This is a genomic window from Pseudomonadota bacterium (assembly GCA_041395565.1).
In the GTDB taxonomy this organism is placed as follows: domain Bacteria; phylum Pseudomonadota; class Gammaproteobacteria; order UBA9214; family UBA9214; genus UBA9214.
On record JAWLAI010000002.1, the window covers coordinates 553,424 to 568,754 of the forward strand.

A 15,331-nucleotide genomic window follows, 5' to 3' on the forward strand; every position below is an offset into this window, starting at 1 on the left:
GTCGTTTACCTTTTATTTCAGCCAGATAACGGGGCTTTTCTGCCGGCGTCCCGGCCGGCATTGTCTTACTTTTTAGCGCGGAATGCCATAACAAAACGGGGCCGATCTCCGGCCCCGTCCACGCTGACAAGTTCTCACCCCGGCAGGCGCCGGCCCTGCTGTCAGCCGCCCTTGACCTGCGCCATCACCTCGTCGGCGAAATTCTCGGTCTTCTTTTCGATTCCCTCGCCGAGTTCCATACGCTGAAAGCGCGCAACCGTCGCGTCCGCCTGCTGCAGCAGCTTGCCCACGGTCATATCCGGATCCTTGACGAAACCCTGACCCAGCAGGGTGATCTCGGACAGGAACTTGCGGATACGACCCTCGATCATCTTCTCGATAATGTTGTCCGGCTTGCCGCTTTCGCGCGCCTGGGCGGTGAAGATTTCGCGCTCGCTGGCGACCAGTTCGGCCGGGACTTCCGTCTCGGACACGCAGACCGGACGTGGGTCGTGGGCGGCGATGTGCATCGCCAGATCCTTGCCGAGCACCTCGTCGCCACCGGTAAAGTCGACCACCACGCCGATGCGGCCGCCGTGGCTGTAGGTGGCCAGCGGGTTGCTGCTCTCGATGCGCACGAACCGGCGTACGGTGATGTTCTCGCCGATCTTGGCGATCATCGTCTTGCGCGCATCCTCGATCGAGGTGGTGCCGGCGTCCGCGAGCGGCATGGCCAGCAGCGCGTCGATGTCGGCCGGATCGCTGGCCAGCACGCGCTTTGCGATCGCCTCGGCAAAGTCCCGGAACTCATCCTTCTTGGCGACAAAGTCGGTTTCGCAATTGACCTCGACCAGCGCCGCCGTCTTTGCATCGCCGGACAGCTCGATCACGACCAGGCCTTCCGCGGCCACGCGGCTGGCCTTCTTGTCGGCCTTGGCGATGCCGGCCTTGCGCAGGGCCTCGATCGCTGCCTCCATGTCGCCGTTGGCGTCGACCAGCGCCTTCTTGCACTCCATCATGCCGGAGCCGGTTCGTTCGCGCAGTTCCTTCACCTGCGCTGCAGTAATAGCCATGTCAAATTCCTCTGTCAGATCTGTTCAGTTCCAGGCCGGCCGGCACGGGGCATTATTCCCCGGTTTCCTCGGCCTCGGTCTCCTCGGTCTCGGCCGGCTTGACCGGCGCCTTCTTCTTGACCGTCACCTTGCTGGCCTTCTTCGGCGCCGCAGCGCGGGTCTTCTTGCGGTTCGGCTTGTCGGCACTCTCCTCGTCGAGCTCGACGAACTCGTCAGTGGACTCGGACACCGCATGGGCCACGCTGAGCTTGCCGGTGCTGACCGCATCGGCTGCACTCTGCACGTAGAGCTGGACGGCACGGATGGCGTCGTCGTTGCCCGGAATGACATAGTCGATGCCGTCGATCGAGTTGTTGGTGTCGACCACGCCGACGACCGGGATACCCAGCTTGCGCGCCTCGCTGACGGCGATCTTTTCATAACCGACGTCGACGACGAACATGGCATCGGGTATGCCGCGCATGTCCTTGATGCCGCCCAGGCTGCGCTCCAGTTTCTCCAGTTCGCGCGTCAGCATCAGCGCCTCTTTCTTGCTGAGGCGGTCGAAGGAGCCGTCGGTGGACATGGTCTCCAGTTCCTTCAGGCGCCTGATCGACTGGCGCACGGTCTTGAAGTTGGTGAGCATGCCGCCGAGCCAGCGGTGGTTGACATAGGGCATGCCGCAGCGGATCGCGTTTTCCAGCACCGTCGCCTGTGCCGAGCGCTTGGTACCCACGAACAGCATGGTGCCGCCGTTGGCGACCAGACTGCTGACGAAATTCATCGCGTCGTTGAACAGCGGCAGGGTTTTCTCGAGATTGATGATATGGATCTTGCCGCGCTCGCCGAAGATATAGGGGGCCATCTTCGGGTTCCAGTAGCGGGTCTGGTGACCAAAATGCACGCCAGCCTCAAGCATCTGGCGCATCGTGACGTCTGCCATCGTTTACTTCTCCGTATTTTAGGGTTGATCTTGCCGATACCCCACGACCGCAACCCGGCGCCAGCACTGGCTTCCCGGGCACCCGGCGGTCATGTTCCGGTACCTGCGTGGATTTTGTCCGGTGGCACCTGACGGGCCACTTAACAAGCCCGCCTTTATACCATACACTCAGGGTCCCGGCAAACAGCCGCCGTGCCGTGCCGAGCGGTTTCCGCCAACGAATCAGGACCCTGGATGCCCGTCACCATCAAGACCCCGGACGAGATCGAGAAGATGCGCGTCGCCGGACGCCTCGCCGGCGAGGTCCTGCGCATGATCCGGCCGTACGTCCAGCCCGGCGTCACCACCGACGAGCTGGACCGCATCTGCCATGACTACATCGTCGACGTGCAGCAGGCCATCCCGGCGCCGCTCAACTACCGCGGCTTCCCGAAGTCGATCTGCACCTCGGTCAATCATGTCGTATGCCACGGGATCCCGGGCGACAAGAAACTGAAGAAGGGCGACATGGTGAATGTAGACATCACCGTGATCAAGGACGGTTTCCACGGCGACACCAGCAAGATTTTCTTCGCCGGCGAGCCGACCGTGGCCGCGCAGCGGCTGGCGCGCATCAGCCACGAATGCATGCGCATCGGTATCGACATGGTGCGGCCGGGCGTGCAGCTCGGCGACATCGGCCACGCCATCCAGACGCATGCCGAGTCGCAGCACTGTTCCATCGTGCGCGAGTACTGCGGTCACGGCATCGGCCGCGAGTTCCACGAGGACCCGCAGGTCCTGCATTACGGCAAACCGGGGACCGGGCTGCGGCTGGAGGCGGGCATGACCTTCACCATCGAGCCCATGGTAAATGCCGGCAAGCGCTTTACCCGGCTGCTGCCCGACGGCTGGACCGTGGTCACCAAGGACCATAGCCTGTCGGCGCAATGGGAGCATACCATCCTGGTCACGCCGGACGGCCACGAGGTGCTGACCTGCCTGGCGGGCGACGAGATCTGAACCGATCCATGACCGCCCATCTTGACGCCACGGCAGGCCCGCAGGACTTCGAGGCATGGTTCAACCTGGCGCCGCTCGGCGTCCGCCACGGGACCGCCGCGGCGTTGCTCGCAGCCTACAAGGGCTGCCTCGGTCACGGCCGCGCGGTACTCAAACAGCAGTTCGATGCCGGCCGCGACACCCACACCCTGCTGCAGGGCCGCTCCTGGCTGGTCGACCAGGTGCTGGCACATGCATGGCACCTGCATCTGGCCGATGCGGCGGAGCTGTTGGCGCTGGCCGCGGTCGGCGGCTACGGTCGCAGCGAACTCATGCCCGGTTCGGACATCGACCTGCTGCTACTACTGCCGGATGTGGCCGGCGACCGCTACAACGCACGTCTGGAAGCGCTCCTCACCTTCCTCTGGGATATCGGCCTGGAGGTCGGGCACAGCGTGCGCACCGTCGACGAGTGCGTGGAGCAGGCGCTCGCCGACGTCACCGTCATCACCAACCTGATGGAAGCACGCTGGCTGGCGGGGTCGCTGGAGCTGTTCTTCGAAATGCAGGACGCCACCGAGCCGGCCCGCATCTGGAGCAGCAGCGACTTCTTCCGGGCCAAGCGCGACGAACAGCGCGCCCGCTACCACAAGTACAACAATACGGCCTACAACCTGGAACCCAACATCAAAGAGGGGCCGGGCGGATTGCGCGACATCCAGATGATCGCCTGGGTCGCGAACCGCCATTTCGGCACCGACTCGCTGGAGAAACTCGTCGAGCGCAAATTCCTGACCGCTGCCGAGTACCGCACCCTGGTCGAGGGCCGCGAACAGCTGTGGCGGATCCGCTTCGCACTGCACATGCTCACCGGACGCGGCGAGGACCGCCTGCTGTTCGATTACCAGCGCACCCTGGCCGAGCAGTTCGGCTACGAGAACGACGCGACCCGGCTCGGTGTCGAGGCGTTCATGCGGCAGTACTACCGCACCATCATGACGCTGAGCCGGCTCAACGAGATGCTGCTGCAGCTGTTCCACGAGGAGATCCTGTTCCCGGAAGGCCCGGGCCAGCCGGTCGCGCTCAACAAGCGGTTCCAGTCACGGCATGGCTTCCTCGAGATCGCCTACCCGACCGTCTTCAAGCACTACCCTTACGCATTGCTCGAGGTGTTCCTGCTGCTGCAGCAGCACCCGGAGCTGAAGGGCGTGCGCGCCGACACCATCCGCGCCATACGCGAACACCGTCATCTCATCGACGACAGCTTCCGTCATGACATCCGGGTGCGCAGCCTGTTCATGGAAATTCTGCGCCAGCCGCACGGGGTGACCCGCGCGCTGCATCGCATGAACAACTACGGCGTGCTCGCCCATTACCTGCCGGTATTCGGCAATATCGTGGGGTTGATGCAGTACGACTTGTTCCACATCTACACGGTCGACGAGCACATCCTCACCGTGGTTCGCAACCTGCGCCGGTTCACCGTACAGGAATTCGCGCTCGAGTTTCCGCTCTGCAGCCATGTCGTGGCCACCATACCCAAACCGGAGCTGCTCTACCTGGCGGGACTGTTCCACGATATCGCCAAGGGGCGCGGCGGCGACCATTCGGATCTGGGGGCGCAGGACGCGCGCGATTTCTGCCTGCGCCACGATCTCAGCGACTATGACACCGAACTGGTCACCTGGCTGGTGCAAAAGCACCTGATCATGTCGTCCACCGCCCAGCGCCAGGACATCAGCGATCCGGTCGTCGTCAACCGCTTCGCGAAGCAGGTGCGCGATCCCATGCATCTCGACTACCTTTACCTGCTGACGGTGGCCGACATCCGCGGCACCAACCCGGAGATGTGGAACAGCTGGAAGGACGCCCTGCTCAAGCAGCTCTATTACAGCACCCGGCGCGCGCTGCACCGCGGGCTGGAAGATCCGATGGAGCGTTCCGAGCACATCCAGAAGGTACAGGAAGCCGCGCGCGAGCTGCTCGGCGCGGATGCCCCGGACTATGCCGCCATCTGGGCCCGGCTCGGTGACGAGTATTTCCTGCGCCACATACCCTGGCAGGTGGCACACCACACCCGGCTGCTGCTGGGACGCCTGGATCCAGCCGCCGCCCTGGTCGACATCCAGCCGCTGACCGAACGCGGCGGTACGGAAATCTTCATCTATGCCGGCCCCACCGACGACCTGTTCAGCCGCATTACCGCGGTACTGGACCAACTCGGCCTGAACGTGGTCGACGCCGGCATCGTCACCACCGACGACAATTTCGGCCTGCACACCTACCACGTTCTGGAGGAATCCGGTGCAGCGGTGGTGGAACAGGGGCGCAGCGACGAGATTCGCGCCGCCCTGCTCGCCGAGATCGATCACGGCAGCAGCGACACCTGGCATGTCGCACGGCGCATGCCGCGCCAGTACAAGCACTTTCCCATCAGGACCCACGTCGACTTCAAGCTCGACGAGTATGATCAGCGCACCGTGATGACACTAATCACCGCGGACCGCCCCGGCCTGCTGTCACGGGTCGGCCGCGCCTTCTCCGACTGCAAGGTGCGCCTGTTAAACGCGAAGATCGCCACCCTCGGCGCACGCGCCGAGGATGTCTACTACATCACCGACCTGGACAATCGGCCGCTGTCCGATCCGGCACAGATGTCCTGCCTGGAACAGGCACTGCACCGTTACCTGGACCACGACACGCACCGGCAGTCGGTGTTCCACGGCCAGCCTTGACCGGCGCACCGATGCGACCGCGGCAATGCTGCCGCGGTCGCCCGGCCTGATTCATTCAGCCGCGATGGTGTCGGACTGTTCCGGGAACGAGATCGTGAAGGCGCCGCGGATATCGCCGACCGCGAAGCCGGTGGCTTGATCCTGCGGATACAGCTCGGCGAGCCGCTCCGTGAGTGCGGGCGCCAGGTTGCTGCCATGGCAGGCGAGACACATCTCAGCGGTCGGTATCGCCTTCATGTAGCGATACACGCTGCCGTTGTCCGTCGTCACGGTCTCGGCGTATTCCAGCTTGTCGACGGCCACGCCGGATGCCTGCTCCTGCGCGAAACGTTCCAGCACGCCGCGTTCCCAGCTGTCGGGCGCATTGGCCGGGTTGCGCACCTTGAGCGCGGTGCGGCCGACGTCGATACCGCGCCGGGTGGAGATCGCGCCGGCGATCTGCGCCGCCTTCGTGTTGCAGACGCCGATCGCGGCGACCGGCCCGCCCGCCTGCATGGCGCTCAGCAGTACCGATTTGAGCGCGCCGCCCAGCTCCTGCGCCGCGGCACGGCTGGCAGCGAGACGCGGGTCTGCCGTATCGGCCAGTCCGGCGCTCGCGCCGGCGAGCAGCAAGGTCATGACGATCAGTCTGTTCATAGTCACACTCCAGTTAGCAAGGTTGAGGATCGTTTCGTGCCGCGGCAAGGCCATTCTGCCGCAACGGCTCATAGCGCGCACGGTGACAGCATGCATCCCGGCACCGGCGGCGGCCTGTGGCGGGGTTCACCCGCCGGGTCGTCCCAGCCGCGCGTCACGCCAGCTCCACCAGCTCGAGGGCGTTGCCGTCCGGGTCGCGGCAGAACAGCGCACGCCGGCCGGACCGGCTCAACGTGAAATCTATGCCTGCCGCCTGCAGCGCGGCGACTGCCGCATCGAGATCCGCCACGGCGAAGGCCAGATGGTAGTCGCGGCCGCCGTGGCCGGCGGCGCCGCCCCGGCCCGCCCCGGGCAGTTCCAGCAGGTGCAGTTGCTGCCCCTGCCCCGTTTCCAGCCAGGCGCCCGGGTAACCCAGCGCCGGTCGCTGTGACGCCGGCGGCAGGCCCAGTACGTCGCGATAGAAACGCAGCGCCCGCGCGGTATCGCCGACCAGTATACTGGCATGGTGCAGGCCGGTGACGCGAATCATGCCACGTCTCCGGCATGGCTACGCGCCGCCAGCCAGGCGGCCAGCACGATCATGCAGCCGCCCGCCCATTCGCGCGGCAGCACCGCCTCGTCGGTGAGCAACAACGCGGATACCGCCCCGACCACCAGCTCGAACAGCAGGATCACCGCCGACCGGTGTACCGGCATGCGTGTCACGCCGTACTGCACGGCCAGCGTCATCACCAGGAATCCGAACAGTCCCAGCGCGACCGCGCCCAGCCAGGTGCCTGCGGCCACCGCAGGCACACCGGCGCGCTCGACCAGGATCCACAGTGCGGCCACGACCACCACGCCGGCACAGCTGGCGGCCGACTTCAGCACGACCTTCGCACCCTGCAGGCGCCGCACGTAGACGTTGCTGAGGGCGAAACCGAAACCCGCCGACACTGCCAGCCAGTCGGCGCTGTCACGCGGCCATGGCACGCCGACCTCCTCGTTCCACAGCATGATGAGGGCACCCACCACCGCCAGCACGAACACCTGCAGCGAACGGCGGTCGGGACGCTCGTCGAGCATGATCCAGCCGAGCACCACCGCCCAGAACGGCGACAGGTAGAACAACAGCAGCACCCGCACGACATTGCCGTCGAGCACCGCCAGGATGAAGGCGACATTGCACCAGCCCGCCCCCAGGGCGAGCATCACCAACCCGGGCAGGTGCGCGGCAAGTTGCCCGCGCTCGCGCACGAACAGCCACCCGAACACCGCGAGTACGGCCGCGTAGCTGACCAGGGAACTCCACAAGCCGGGCAGGCCGGACGCCTCCAGCAGGCGCAGCGGATACCACACGAGACCCCACAGGGTGGCCGTCAGCAGCAGGCTGAAGACGGGCAATAGATGGTGCTCGGAACGCGTGCCGTTCATGCCAGGGGCTCGCCGCCGCCAGCTGCCGTGCCGCGCCGGCCGCTCGCTGCCGGCGGCGGGGGAGCGGGAAATCCGCGGCCGGTTGCTGGTATCCGCTTGTTCACTTTCCGGTTATTCCTCGGGTCGCACCGCAGCATTACGCGCCGGTTTAATGTCGTTCGGGGAATCCATTATACTGGCACCTCCTCGAACCACCGGACCGACCAGAGCCGCGCCTGCCCGGGTGCAGCGCGCGCAGCCGCCCCACCACAGTATGAATCCCGACATGGCAAGGTTGCAGCCCTACCCGTTCGAACGACTGGGCAGGCTGTTCAGTGGACTCACCCCGGCGGCCGGCCTGCAGGAGATCTCGTTGTCGATCGGCGAACCGCGTCATGCTACACCGGGTTTCATCGCGGAAGAAGTGATCACCCACCTGCACGGGTTGGCGCATTATCCGCTGACACGGGGCGCAGCCGGGCTGCGCACGACCATCGCCGACTGGCTCTGCGCCCGCTTCGCGCTGCCCGCCGGCAGCATCGATCCCGAAACCATGGTGCTGCCGGTCAACGGCACGCGTGAGGCGCTGTTCGCCTTCGCCCAATGCACGATCGACCGCAGCAAGGCGCCGCTGTTGCTCATGCCCAACCCGTTCTACCAGATCTACGAGGGCGCCGCGCTGCTGGCCGGGGCGGAACCCTATTTCCTCAACACCACGCGGGCGACCGGCTATCTCCCCGACCTCGACAGCGTGCCGCCGGCGGTATGGGCGCGCTGCCAGCTGATCTACATCTGCACACCGGGCAACCCGACCGGCGCGGTCATGCCCAGCGCGCAGTTGCAGCAGCTGATCGGGCTGGCCGACGAATACGACTTCGTGATCGCCTCGGACGAATGCTATTCGGAAATCTACCCCGACGGTAGCGCGGCGCCGGTCGGCCTGCTCGCCGCCGCCGCCGCCCTGGGCCGTACCGACTACCGGCGCTGTATGGTGTTCCACAGCCTGTCCAAGCGCTCCAACGCGCCCGGGCTGCGCTCCGGTTTCGTGGCCGGCGATGCCGCGCTCATCGCGAATTTCCTGCGCTACCGCACCTACCACGGCTGCGCCATGCCGCCGGCCACGCAGGCGGCCAGCCAGCGCGCCTGGGCTGACGAGCGGCACGTGGAGGAGAACCGGCGCCTGTACACGCAGAAGTTCGACGCGGTCCTGCCGCTGCTGGCGGACGTACTGGACGTGCAGCGACCCGCGGCCGGCTTTTACCTGTGGGCGCGCACCCCCGGGGATGATGCGGCCTTCGCGCGCGCGCTGCGGCAGCACTGCAACGTCATCGTGCTGCCCGGCAGCTTCCTGTCGCGGCCGGTCGCGGGCTTCAACCCCGGTCAGGGCTATGTGCGGATGGCGTTGGTCGCCCCGCCGGAGGACTGCATCGAGGCGGCGCAGCGCATCAGGACGTACCTTCAGGCGGTCTAACGGGTACAATCGCATAATTTTACAGCCATACCGGAGAATACCAGCCATGAGCGACCTGCAGGCAACCATCGAAGAGGCCTTCGAACGACGCGCCGATATCACCCCGCGCAGCGTGGAAACCCATGTCAAGGAGGCCACCCTGGAGGCCATCAACATGCTCGACCGCGGCGTGGCACGCGTGGCGGAAAAGAAAAACGGTACCTGGGTGGTCAACGACTGGTTGAAAAAGGCCGTGCTGCTGTCGTTCCGCATCGAGGACAACGCTTTCATCAAGGGCGGCTTCACCAACTACTACGACAAGGTGCCTTCGAAGTATGCCGACACCAACTCGCGCGAGTTCCGCGAGGGTGGCGTGCGTGTGGTACCCCCCGCCACCGCGCGCAAGGGTGCCTACATCGCGCCGGGCGCGGTCCTGATGCCCTCCTACGTCAACATCGGCGCCTACGTCGATTCCGGCACCATGGTGGACACCTGGGCCACCGTCGGCTCCTGCGCCCAGATCGGCAAGAACGTGCACCTCTCCGGCGGCGTCGGTATCGGCGGCGTGCTCGAACCGGTGCAGGCCGCACCCACGATCATCGAGGACAACTGCTTCATCGGCGCCCGTTCCGAGGTGGTCGAGGGCGTCATCGTCGAGGAAGGCTCGGTCATCTCCATGGGCGTCTACATCGGACAGAGCACCCGCATCTACGACCGCGAATCGGGCGAGATACTCTATGGCCGCATACCCGCCGGCTCCGTGGTGGTATCCGGCAACCTGCCCTCGAAGGACGGCAAGTACAGCCTCTACTGCGCGGTGATCGTCAAGCGTGTCGACGAGAAGACCCGCTCCAAGGTCGGCATCAATGCGCTGCTGCGGGATATCTAGTGACAGCCATGCGACTATTCCCCGTCATTGCCGCGTCGCTACGCGCCTCGTAATGAGGGGGTATCTCTTGACTCCCGGACACCGCCCCTGATGATCACGCTCTACGGCATCCCCAACTGCGACACGGTGAAGCGGGCACGGCGCTGGCTGGACGACCATGGTATCGCCTACCGCTTCCATGACCTGCGCAGGGACGGGCTGGACGACGACCGGCTCGCGGCATGGATCGATGCGGTGGGTTGGGAGTCGCTCCTGAACCGCCGCGGCACCACCTGGCGCCGGCTACCGGAAGCGGCGCGCGCGAGTATCGACCGGGGCAACGCCGCCCGTCTCATGCTGGAGCAGCCGACCCTCATCCGGCGTCCGGTGCTGGCCCGGGGCCGGCGGCTGCAGGTGGGCTTCGATGCCGACAGTTATCAGGCACTGTTCGGCGGAGCGGCCCGGTCATGAGCGCCACGCTGGACCTGGCGCAGGCGCTGATCGCGCGTCCCTCCATCACGCCGGATGACGCCGGCTGCCAGCAACTGCTCGCGCAACGCCTGGCGCAGGCCGGCTTCGGCATCGAGCACCTGCGCTTCGGGCCGGTCGACAACCTGTGGGCGCGGCGCGGCCACGACGCGCCGCTGTTCGTCTTCGCCGGTCACACCGACGTGGTGCCGCCCGGCGACCGCAGCCAGTGGGACACCGATCCGTTCACGCCCGTCATCCGCGACGGCATGCTCTACGGTCGCGGCGCGGCCGACATGAAAGGCAGTATCGCGGCCATGGTCACGGCCTGCGAGCGCTTCGTCACGGCGCATCCCGACCATGCGGGTTCGATCGCCTTCCTGATCACCAGCGACGAGGAAGGCCCGTCGGTGGACGGCACGGTCAAGGTCGTCGAGCACCTGGCCGCACGCAACGAACACATCGACTGGTGCCTGGTCGGCGAACCCTCCAGCGTGGACCGGACCGCGGACGTGATCAAGAACGGCCGGCGCGGCTCGCTCAACGGCCGCTTGCGGGTACACGGCCAGCAGGGCCATGTCGCCTATCCGCAGCGCGCGGACAATCCCATTCACCGCGCCCTGCAGGCGCTGGCCGAACTGGCGGCGGTGGAATGGGATCGCGGCAACGCGCATTTCCCGCCGACCAGCTTCCAGATTTCCAACATCCATGCCGGCGATGGCACCGTGAACATCATCCCGGGGACGCTGGAGGTGCTGTTCAATCTGCGCTTTTCCACCGCCTCGACCGCGGCCGGCATCAAGTCACGGGTGGAAGAGATCCTCGAGCGGCACGGCCTGCGCTACACCCTCGACTGGCACCTGTCCGGGTCGCCGTTCCTGACCCCGTCCGGGGCGCTGGTCGATGCCACCTGCCGGGCCATTGCGGACGTCACCGGCCGCCAGACCGAACTCTCCACCAGCGGCGGCACATCGGACGGCCGTTTCATCGCACCCACCGGCGCACAAGTGGTCGAACTCGGTCCGCTCAATGCGACCATACACAAGGTCAACGAATGCGTGGAGATCGCGGAAATTGACCAGATATCCGTAATCTATGAGAGAATCCTGGAACTGCTGCTAGGAAAGGAGACGGCATGAAATCAGCGCTTCGTCCACACCGCGCGGCCCGCCTGCTGCGCCGCGCCGGCCTGCTGGCCGGCGTCACGCTGCTATCCGCCTGCTCCATGGGCCAGCTGGTGGTGCGCGGCTCGACCGCGATCCTCGACAGCGGCATCACGGCCATGAACCGCGAGACCGACCTCGAACTCGCACGCGCGGCGATGCCCGCGAACCTGAAAATGCTGGAAGGCATGTTGGTCGAGGACCCGGGTAACAGCACCCTGCGTCTGTATGCCGCCGAGGGCTTCTACGGTTACGGCTTCGGTTTCATCGAGGCGGAGGACCCGGCGCGTGCCGCCGTGCTCTACCGGCGCTGCTACACCCATGCCCGCAGCGCGCTGCAGGCGGCCGGACTGTCGCTGGATCCGGAAAGCGCCAGCGCGGACGAACTGACCGCGGCCGCCGCCGGCCTGGATGCGCGTGCCGTTCCCGCCCTGTTCTGGACGGCTTCGTGCCTCGGCAAATGGATCGACCTGAACCGCGACACGATCACGGTGATCGCCAGCCTGGCGAATGCCGCCGCCCTCATGCAGCGCGCGCTGGATCTGGACGAAGGTTTCTACCACGCCGGGCCGCACCTGTTCTTCGGGGTCTACTACGGCGGCCGCTCGCCCTTGCTGGGCGGTGATTTCGAGCGTTCTGCGCATCATTTCAAACGCGCGGCACAGCTGAACGCCGACCGGCTGCTGCTGGTCGATGTGCTGCAGTCGCAGTACCTGCACCGCCAGCAGCTCGACCGGGACGCATTCCACGCACGCCTGCAACACGTGCTCGACGCGCCGGACGACCTCGATCCCGACCTCGCGCTGATCAACGGCATCGCCAAGCAGCATGCCGCGCGCCTGCTGACCCTGGAGCACGAATGGTTCTGATGAACATGCACGCACTGAAACGCTGGTTGACCGCGCTGCTGCTGACGGCCTGCAGCACCGCACCCGCCTTCGCGGAGCGGACCTGGGAGCTGAAATTCGCGACCCTGGCACCGGCAGGCACCACCTGGGTCAAGCTGCTGGAGGACTGGGGCGAACAGGTCAAGGCCGCGAGCGGCGGCCGCCTGGTCTTCAAGATCTACCCGGGCGGCGTGCAGGGCGACGAACCGGACGTGCTGCGGAAGATCCGCTTCGGGCAGCTGCAGGGCGGCGCCTTCACCGGCTACGGTATCGGCCAGATCTACTCGCCCGCGCGCGTGCTGGAGCTGCCGTTCCTGTTCGAGGGCATCGATGAAATCGACTACGTGCGCGAACGGCTGATGCCTTCCATCGAGCAGGGCTACCGCGACAGCGGTTACGAACTCGTGGGCTGGATGGAGGTCGGCTATATCTATTTCTTCTCCAAGGAACCGATCGCCACACTCGACAACCTCAGGCAGCGCCGCATCTGGTTCTGGCAGGGTGACCCGCTCGGCAAGGCATTCTTCGACGCCGCCGGCCTGGCGCCGGTGCCGTTGTCCATCATCGACGTCTACACCAGCCTCTCGACCGGCATGATCGACACGGTGTACGCGCCCCCGCTCGGCGCCATCGCGCTGCAATGGTTCACCAAGACGCAGTACATCACCAACGTGCCCATGGCCAACGGCATCGGTTCGCTGGTCGTCTCGCGCCGCTTCTTCCAGAACCTGCCGCAGGATCTGCAGACACTGCTCAGGCGTACCGGCGCGGAAACCGGGAACCGGCTGATTGCGGCGACGCGCGCGGACAATCTCGAGGCGCTGGCGCTGATGAAGGAACGCGGCATGATCCTGGTCGATGCCGATGCCTCGCTGGTCTCGGGTGACATCGAAAAAATCAGCCAGCAGGCCGGGCGGGAACTGATGGCGACCGGCTACATACCGGAAGCCGTGTTGACCAGGGTCAACGGCTGGCTGACCGAATTCCGCGCCCACAAGGCAGACGTCAGCACCGATGCTGCGCACTGAGCCGGCCTGGATCAGCGCCCTGCGCCACACCCTGATCCGTCTCGACGGTTTCATGGCCGGGCTGTCGCTCATGCTGCTGCTGGCACTGATCCTGGGACAGGTCCTGCTGCGCAACCTGCTGGATTCCGGCGTTCCCAACGCGGACGTGCTGGCCCGCTACCTGGTGCTGTATATCGCCTTCTTCGGCGCCGCGCTGGCCATCGAGCGTCACCGCCACATCCGCATCGACATCGTTGCCGCCTTCCTCACGCAGGAACGGCTGCGCCGGATCACGCCGCCGCTGTACCTGCTCTCGGCCATGATCTGTGCCGTGATGGCATGGGCCGCCATGCGTTTCTGGTATGACGACTGGCAGTTCGTGGCCGCCCACGAACGCTGGTCCTCGATCCTGGCCCTGATCACGCCGTTCGGCTTCTGCCTGCTCACCGTGCACTTCCTGATCGGCGGCCTGTACCTGCCCCCCCTGGACGAACGGCGATGACCGTCGTGCTGGTCGTGCTGCTGGTCGCACTGGCGCTGGTCGGCATGCCGCTGTTCGTCGCCCTGGCCGGCGGCAGTCTGCTCGCGACCTGGAATGCCGGCCTCGATCCCGCGCTGCTCGCGGTGGAGCTGAACCGGCTCGCATCTTCGCCCTACCTGGCCGCCATCCCGCTGTTCACCTTCAGCGGCGTGGTGCTGGCCGCCGGCGGCGCCCCGCAGCGCATGATCGGGTTGTTCAACGCCCTGGTCGGCTGGCTGCCCGGCGGCATCGCCGCCGTCACACTCACCTCCTGTGCCTTCTTCACCGCCTTCTCGGGCGCCTCGGGCGTCACCATCCTCGCACTCGGCGGCCTGATGATGCCGCTGCTGCTGCACGCCGGCTATCGCGAACGTTTCAACCTCGGCCTGCTCACCACCTCGGGCTCGCTCGGCCTGCTGTTTCCACCCAGTCTCGCGATCCTGTTGTACGGCATCGTCGCCGGAGTCAGCATCGACCAGCTGTTCCTGGCCGGCATCGTGCCGGGCCTGCTGCTGATGCTGATCCTGGGCATGTACTGCCTGTACGCGTGCAACAAGAGCGGCGCACAGCGCCAGCGCTTCTCGCTGCGTACCCTGGCGCGCGCGGCGCGCGCGGGCATCTGGGACATCCTGCTGCCGGTCGGGGTCCTGCTCGGCATCTTCGGCGGCTTCGTCACCATCAGCGAGGCCTCGGCCTGCACCGCGGCCTATGTACTGCTACTGGAATGCTTGATCCACCGCGAACTCAGCCTGCGCCGGGACCTGCCGGGCCTGCTGCGGGACGCCGCCATCCTGGTCGGCAGCATCCTGATCATCCTCAGCGTGGCCATGGGTCTCACCAACCTGCTGATCGATGCGCAGATCCCGATGCAGCTGCTGGGGTGGATGGAAACGCACATCGACTCGAAGCTGCAGTTCCTGGTACTGCTCAACGTGTTCCTGCTGGTCGTCGGCTGCATGATGGACATCTTTTCAGCCACCGTGGTGGTGGTGCCGCTGATCCTGCCCATCGCACGCAACTACGGCATCGACCCGATCCACCTGGGCATCATCTTCCTGGCCAACCTGGAGATCGGTTACAGCACGCCGCCCGTCGGCATCAACCTGTTCATCGCCAGCCAGCGCTTCCGGCGTCCCGTGCTGCTGCTGTTCAATTCCGCACTGCCGTTCCTGCTGCTCATGCTGCTGTGGCTGGTGATCATCACCTACGTACCGGCGTTCACATTGTGGTGGCGCTAGCCGCGGCGTCTG

General features: G+C 66.0%; 15 protein-coding genes. 10 read left to right on the top strand and 5 right to left on the bottom strand.

Going from position 1 to position 15,331, the window contains the following annotated elements; all coding sequences use genetic code 11:
- Positions 1 to 161: 161 nt before the first annotated feature.
- A complete protein-coding gene (gene tsf, locus R3F42_02735) occupies positions 162 to 1,052 on the bottom strand; it encodes a translation elongation factor Ts (protein MEZ5540939.1) in 891 nt (296 codons plus the stop codon).
- 52 nt (positions 1,053 to 1,104) lie between these two features.
- On the bottom strand, positions 1,105 to 1,974 hold the full coding sequence (rpsB, locus tag R3F42_02740; protein ID MEZ5540940.1) for a 30S ribosomal protein S2: 870 nt from the start codon (positions 1,972 to 1,974) through the stop codon (positions 1,105 to 1,107).
- A 234-nt stretch (positions 1,975 to 2,208) separates the two neighbouring features.
- On the opposite strand from rpsB, the gene map reads away from it, so the two are divergent.
- Together map and glnD are read left to right on the top strand one after the other, a co-directional pair.
- Positions 2,209 to 2,976 carry a type I methionyl aminopeptidase gene (gene map, locus R3F42_02745; GenBank protein ID MEZ5540941.1) on the top strand — a complete coding sequence of 256 codons (768 nt, stop codon included), beginning with the start codon at positions 2,209 to 2,211 and terminating at the stop codon, positions 2,974 to 2,976.
- Between the two features lie 8 nt (positions 2,977 to 2,984).
- On the top strand, positions 2,985 to 5,690 hold the full coding sequence (gene glnD / locus R3F42_02750) for a [protein-PII] uridylyltransferase (protein MEZ5540942.1): 2,706 nt from the start codon (positions 2,985 to 2,987) through the stop codon (positions 5,688 to 5,690).
- Between the two features lie 51 nt (positions 5,691 to 5,741).
- Here the strand turns inward: glnD and R3F42_02755 are convergent, their stop codons facing one another.
- The 3 genes from R3F42_02755 to R3F42_02765 all read right to left on the bottom strand — a co-directional run bounded on the left by R3F42_02755 (position 5,742) and on the right by R3F42_02765 (position 7,739).
- A complete protein-coding gene (locus tag R3F42_02755) occupies positions 5,742 to 6,326 on the bottom strand; it encodes a DUF3365 domain-containing protein (protein MEZ5540943.1) in 585 nt (194 codons plus the stop codon).
- Between the two features lie 154 nt (positions 6,327 to 6,480).
- On the bottom strand, positions 6,481 to 6,855 hold the full coding sequence (locus tag R3F42_02760) for a VOC family protein (GenBank protein MEZ5540944.1): 375 nt from the start codon (positions 6,853 to 6,855) through the stop codon (positions 6,481 to 6,483).
- Positions 6,852 to 7,739: a DMT family transporter gene (locus R3F42_02765; protein MEZ5540945.1), complete on the bottom strand. Its 888-nt coding sequence runs from the start codon at positions 7,737 to 7,739 to the stop codon at positions 6,852 to 6,854. The genes R3F42_02760 and R3F42_02765 overlap by 4 nt, the downstream gene beginning before the upstream one ends.
- Positions 7,740 to 7,992: 253 nt before the next feature.
- On the opposite strand from R3F42_02765, the gene dapC reads away from it, so the two are divergent.
- From dapC to R3F42_02805, 8 genes are all read left to right on the top strand, one after another.
- Positions 7,993 to 9,189, top strand: coding sequence for a succinyldiaminopimelate transaminase (gene dapC / locus R3F42_02770; GenBank protein ID MEZ5540946.1), 1,197 nt, complete (start codon positions 7,993 to 7,995; stop codon positions 9,187 to 9,189).
- Between the two features lie 46 nt (positions 9,190 to 9,235).
- Positions 9,236 to 10,057: a 2,3,4,5-tetrahydropyridine-2,6-dicarboxylate N-succinyltransferase gene (gene dapD / locus R3F42_02775; protein ID MEZ5540947.1), complete on the top strand. Its 822-nt coding sequence runs from the start codon at positions 9,236 to 9,238 to the stop codon at positions 10,055 to 10,057.
- A gap of 90 nt (positions 10,058 to 10,147) precedes the next feature.
- The gene (locus R3F42_02780) at positions 10,148 to 10,507 is read left to right on the top strand and encodes an ArsC family reductase (protein MEZ5540948.1); all 360 of its coding nucleotides are present in this window, start codon (positions 10,148 to 10,150) and stop codon (positions 10,505 to 10,507) included.
- Complete coding sequence (gene dapE / locus R3F42_02785) at positions 10,504 to 11,643, top strand: succinyl-diaminopimelate desuccinylase (protein ID MEZ5540949.1); 1,140 nt, start codon at positions 10,504 to 10,506, stop codon at positions 11,641 to 11,643. Before R3F42_02780 ends, dapE begins: the two co-directional genes overlap by 4 nt.
- Positions 11,640 to 12,536, top strand: coding sequence for a TRAP transporter TatT component family protein (locus tag R3F42_02790; protein MEZ5540950.1), 897 nt, complete (start codon positions 11,640 to 11,642; stop codon positions 12,534 to 12,536). The genes dapE and R3F42_02790 overlap by 4 nt, the downstream gene beginning before the upstream one ends.
- Positions 12,536 to 13,582: a TRAP transporter substrate-binding protein DctP gene (dctP, locus tag R3F42_02795; protein ID MEZ5540951.1), complete on the top strand. Its 1,047-nt coding sequence runs from the start codon at positions 12,536 to 12,538 to the stop codon at positions 13,580 to 13,582. Before R3F42_02790 ends, dctP begins: the two co-directional genes overlap by 1 nt.
- The gene (locus R3F42_02800) at positions 13,569 to 14,063 is read left to right on the top strand and encodes a TRAP transporter small permease subunit (GenBank protein MEZ5540952.1); all 495 of its coding nucleotides are present in this window, start codon (positions 13,569 to 13,571) and stop codon (positions 14,061 to 14,063) included. Before dctP ends, R3F42_02800 begins: the two co-directional genes overlap by 14 nt.
- Positions 14,060 to 15,319, top strand: a complete 1,260-nt coding sequence (locus R3F42_02805; GenBank protein MEZ5540953.1) for a TRAP transporter large permease subunit — start codon at positions 14,060 to 14,062, stop codon at positions 15,317 to 15,319. Before R3F42_02800 ends, R3F42_02805 begins: the two co-directional genes overlap by 4 nt.
- The last annotated feature ends 12 nt before the right edge of the window (positions 15,320 to 15,331 follow it).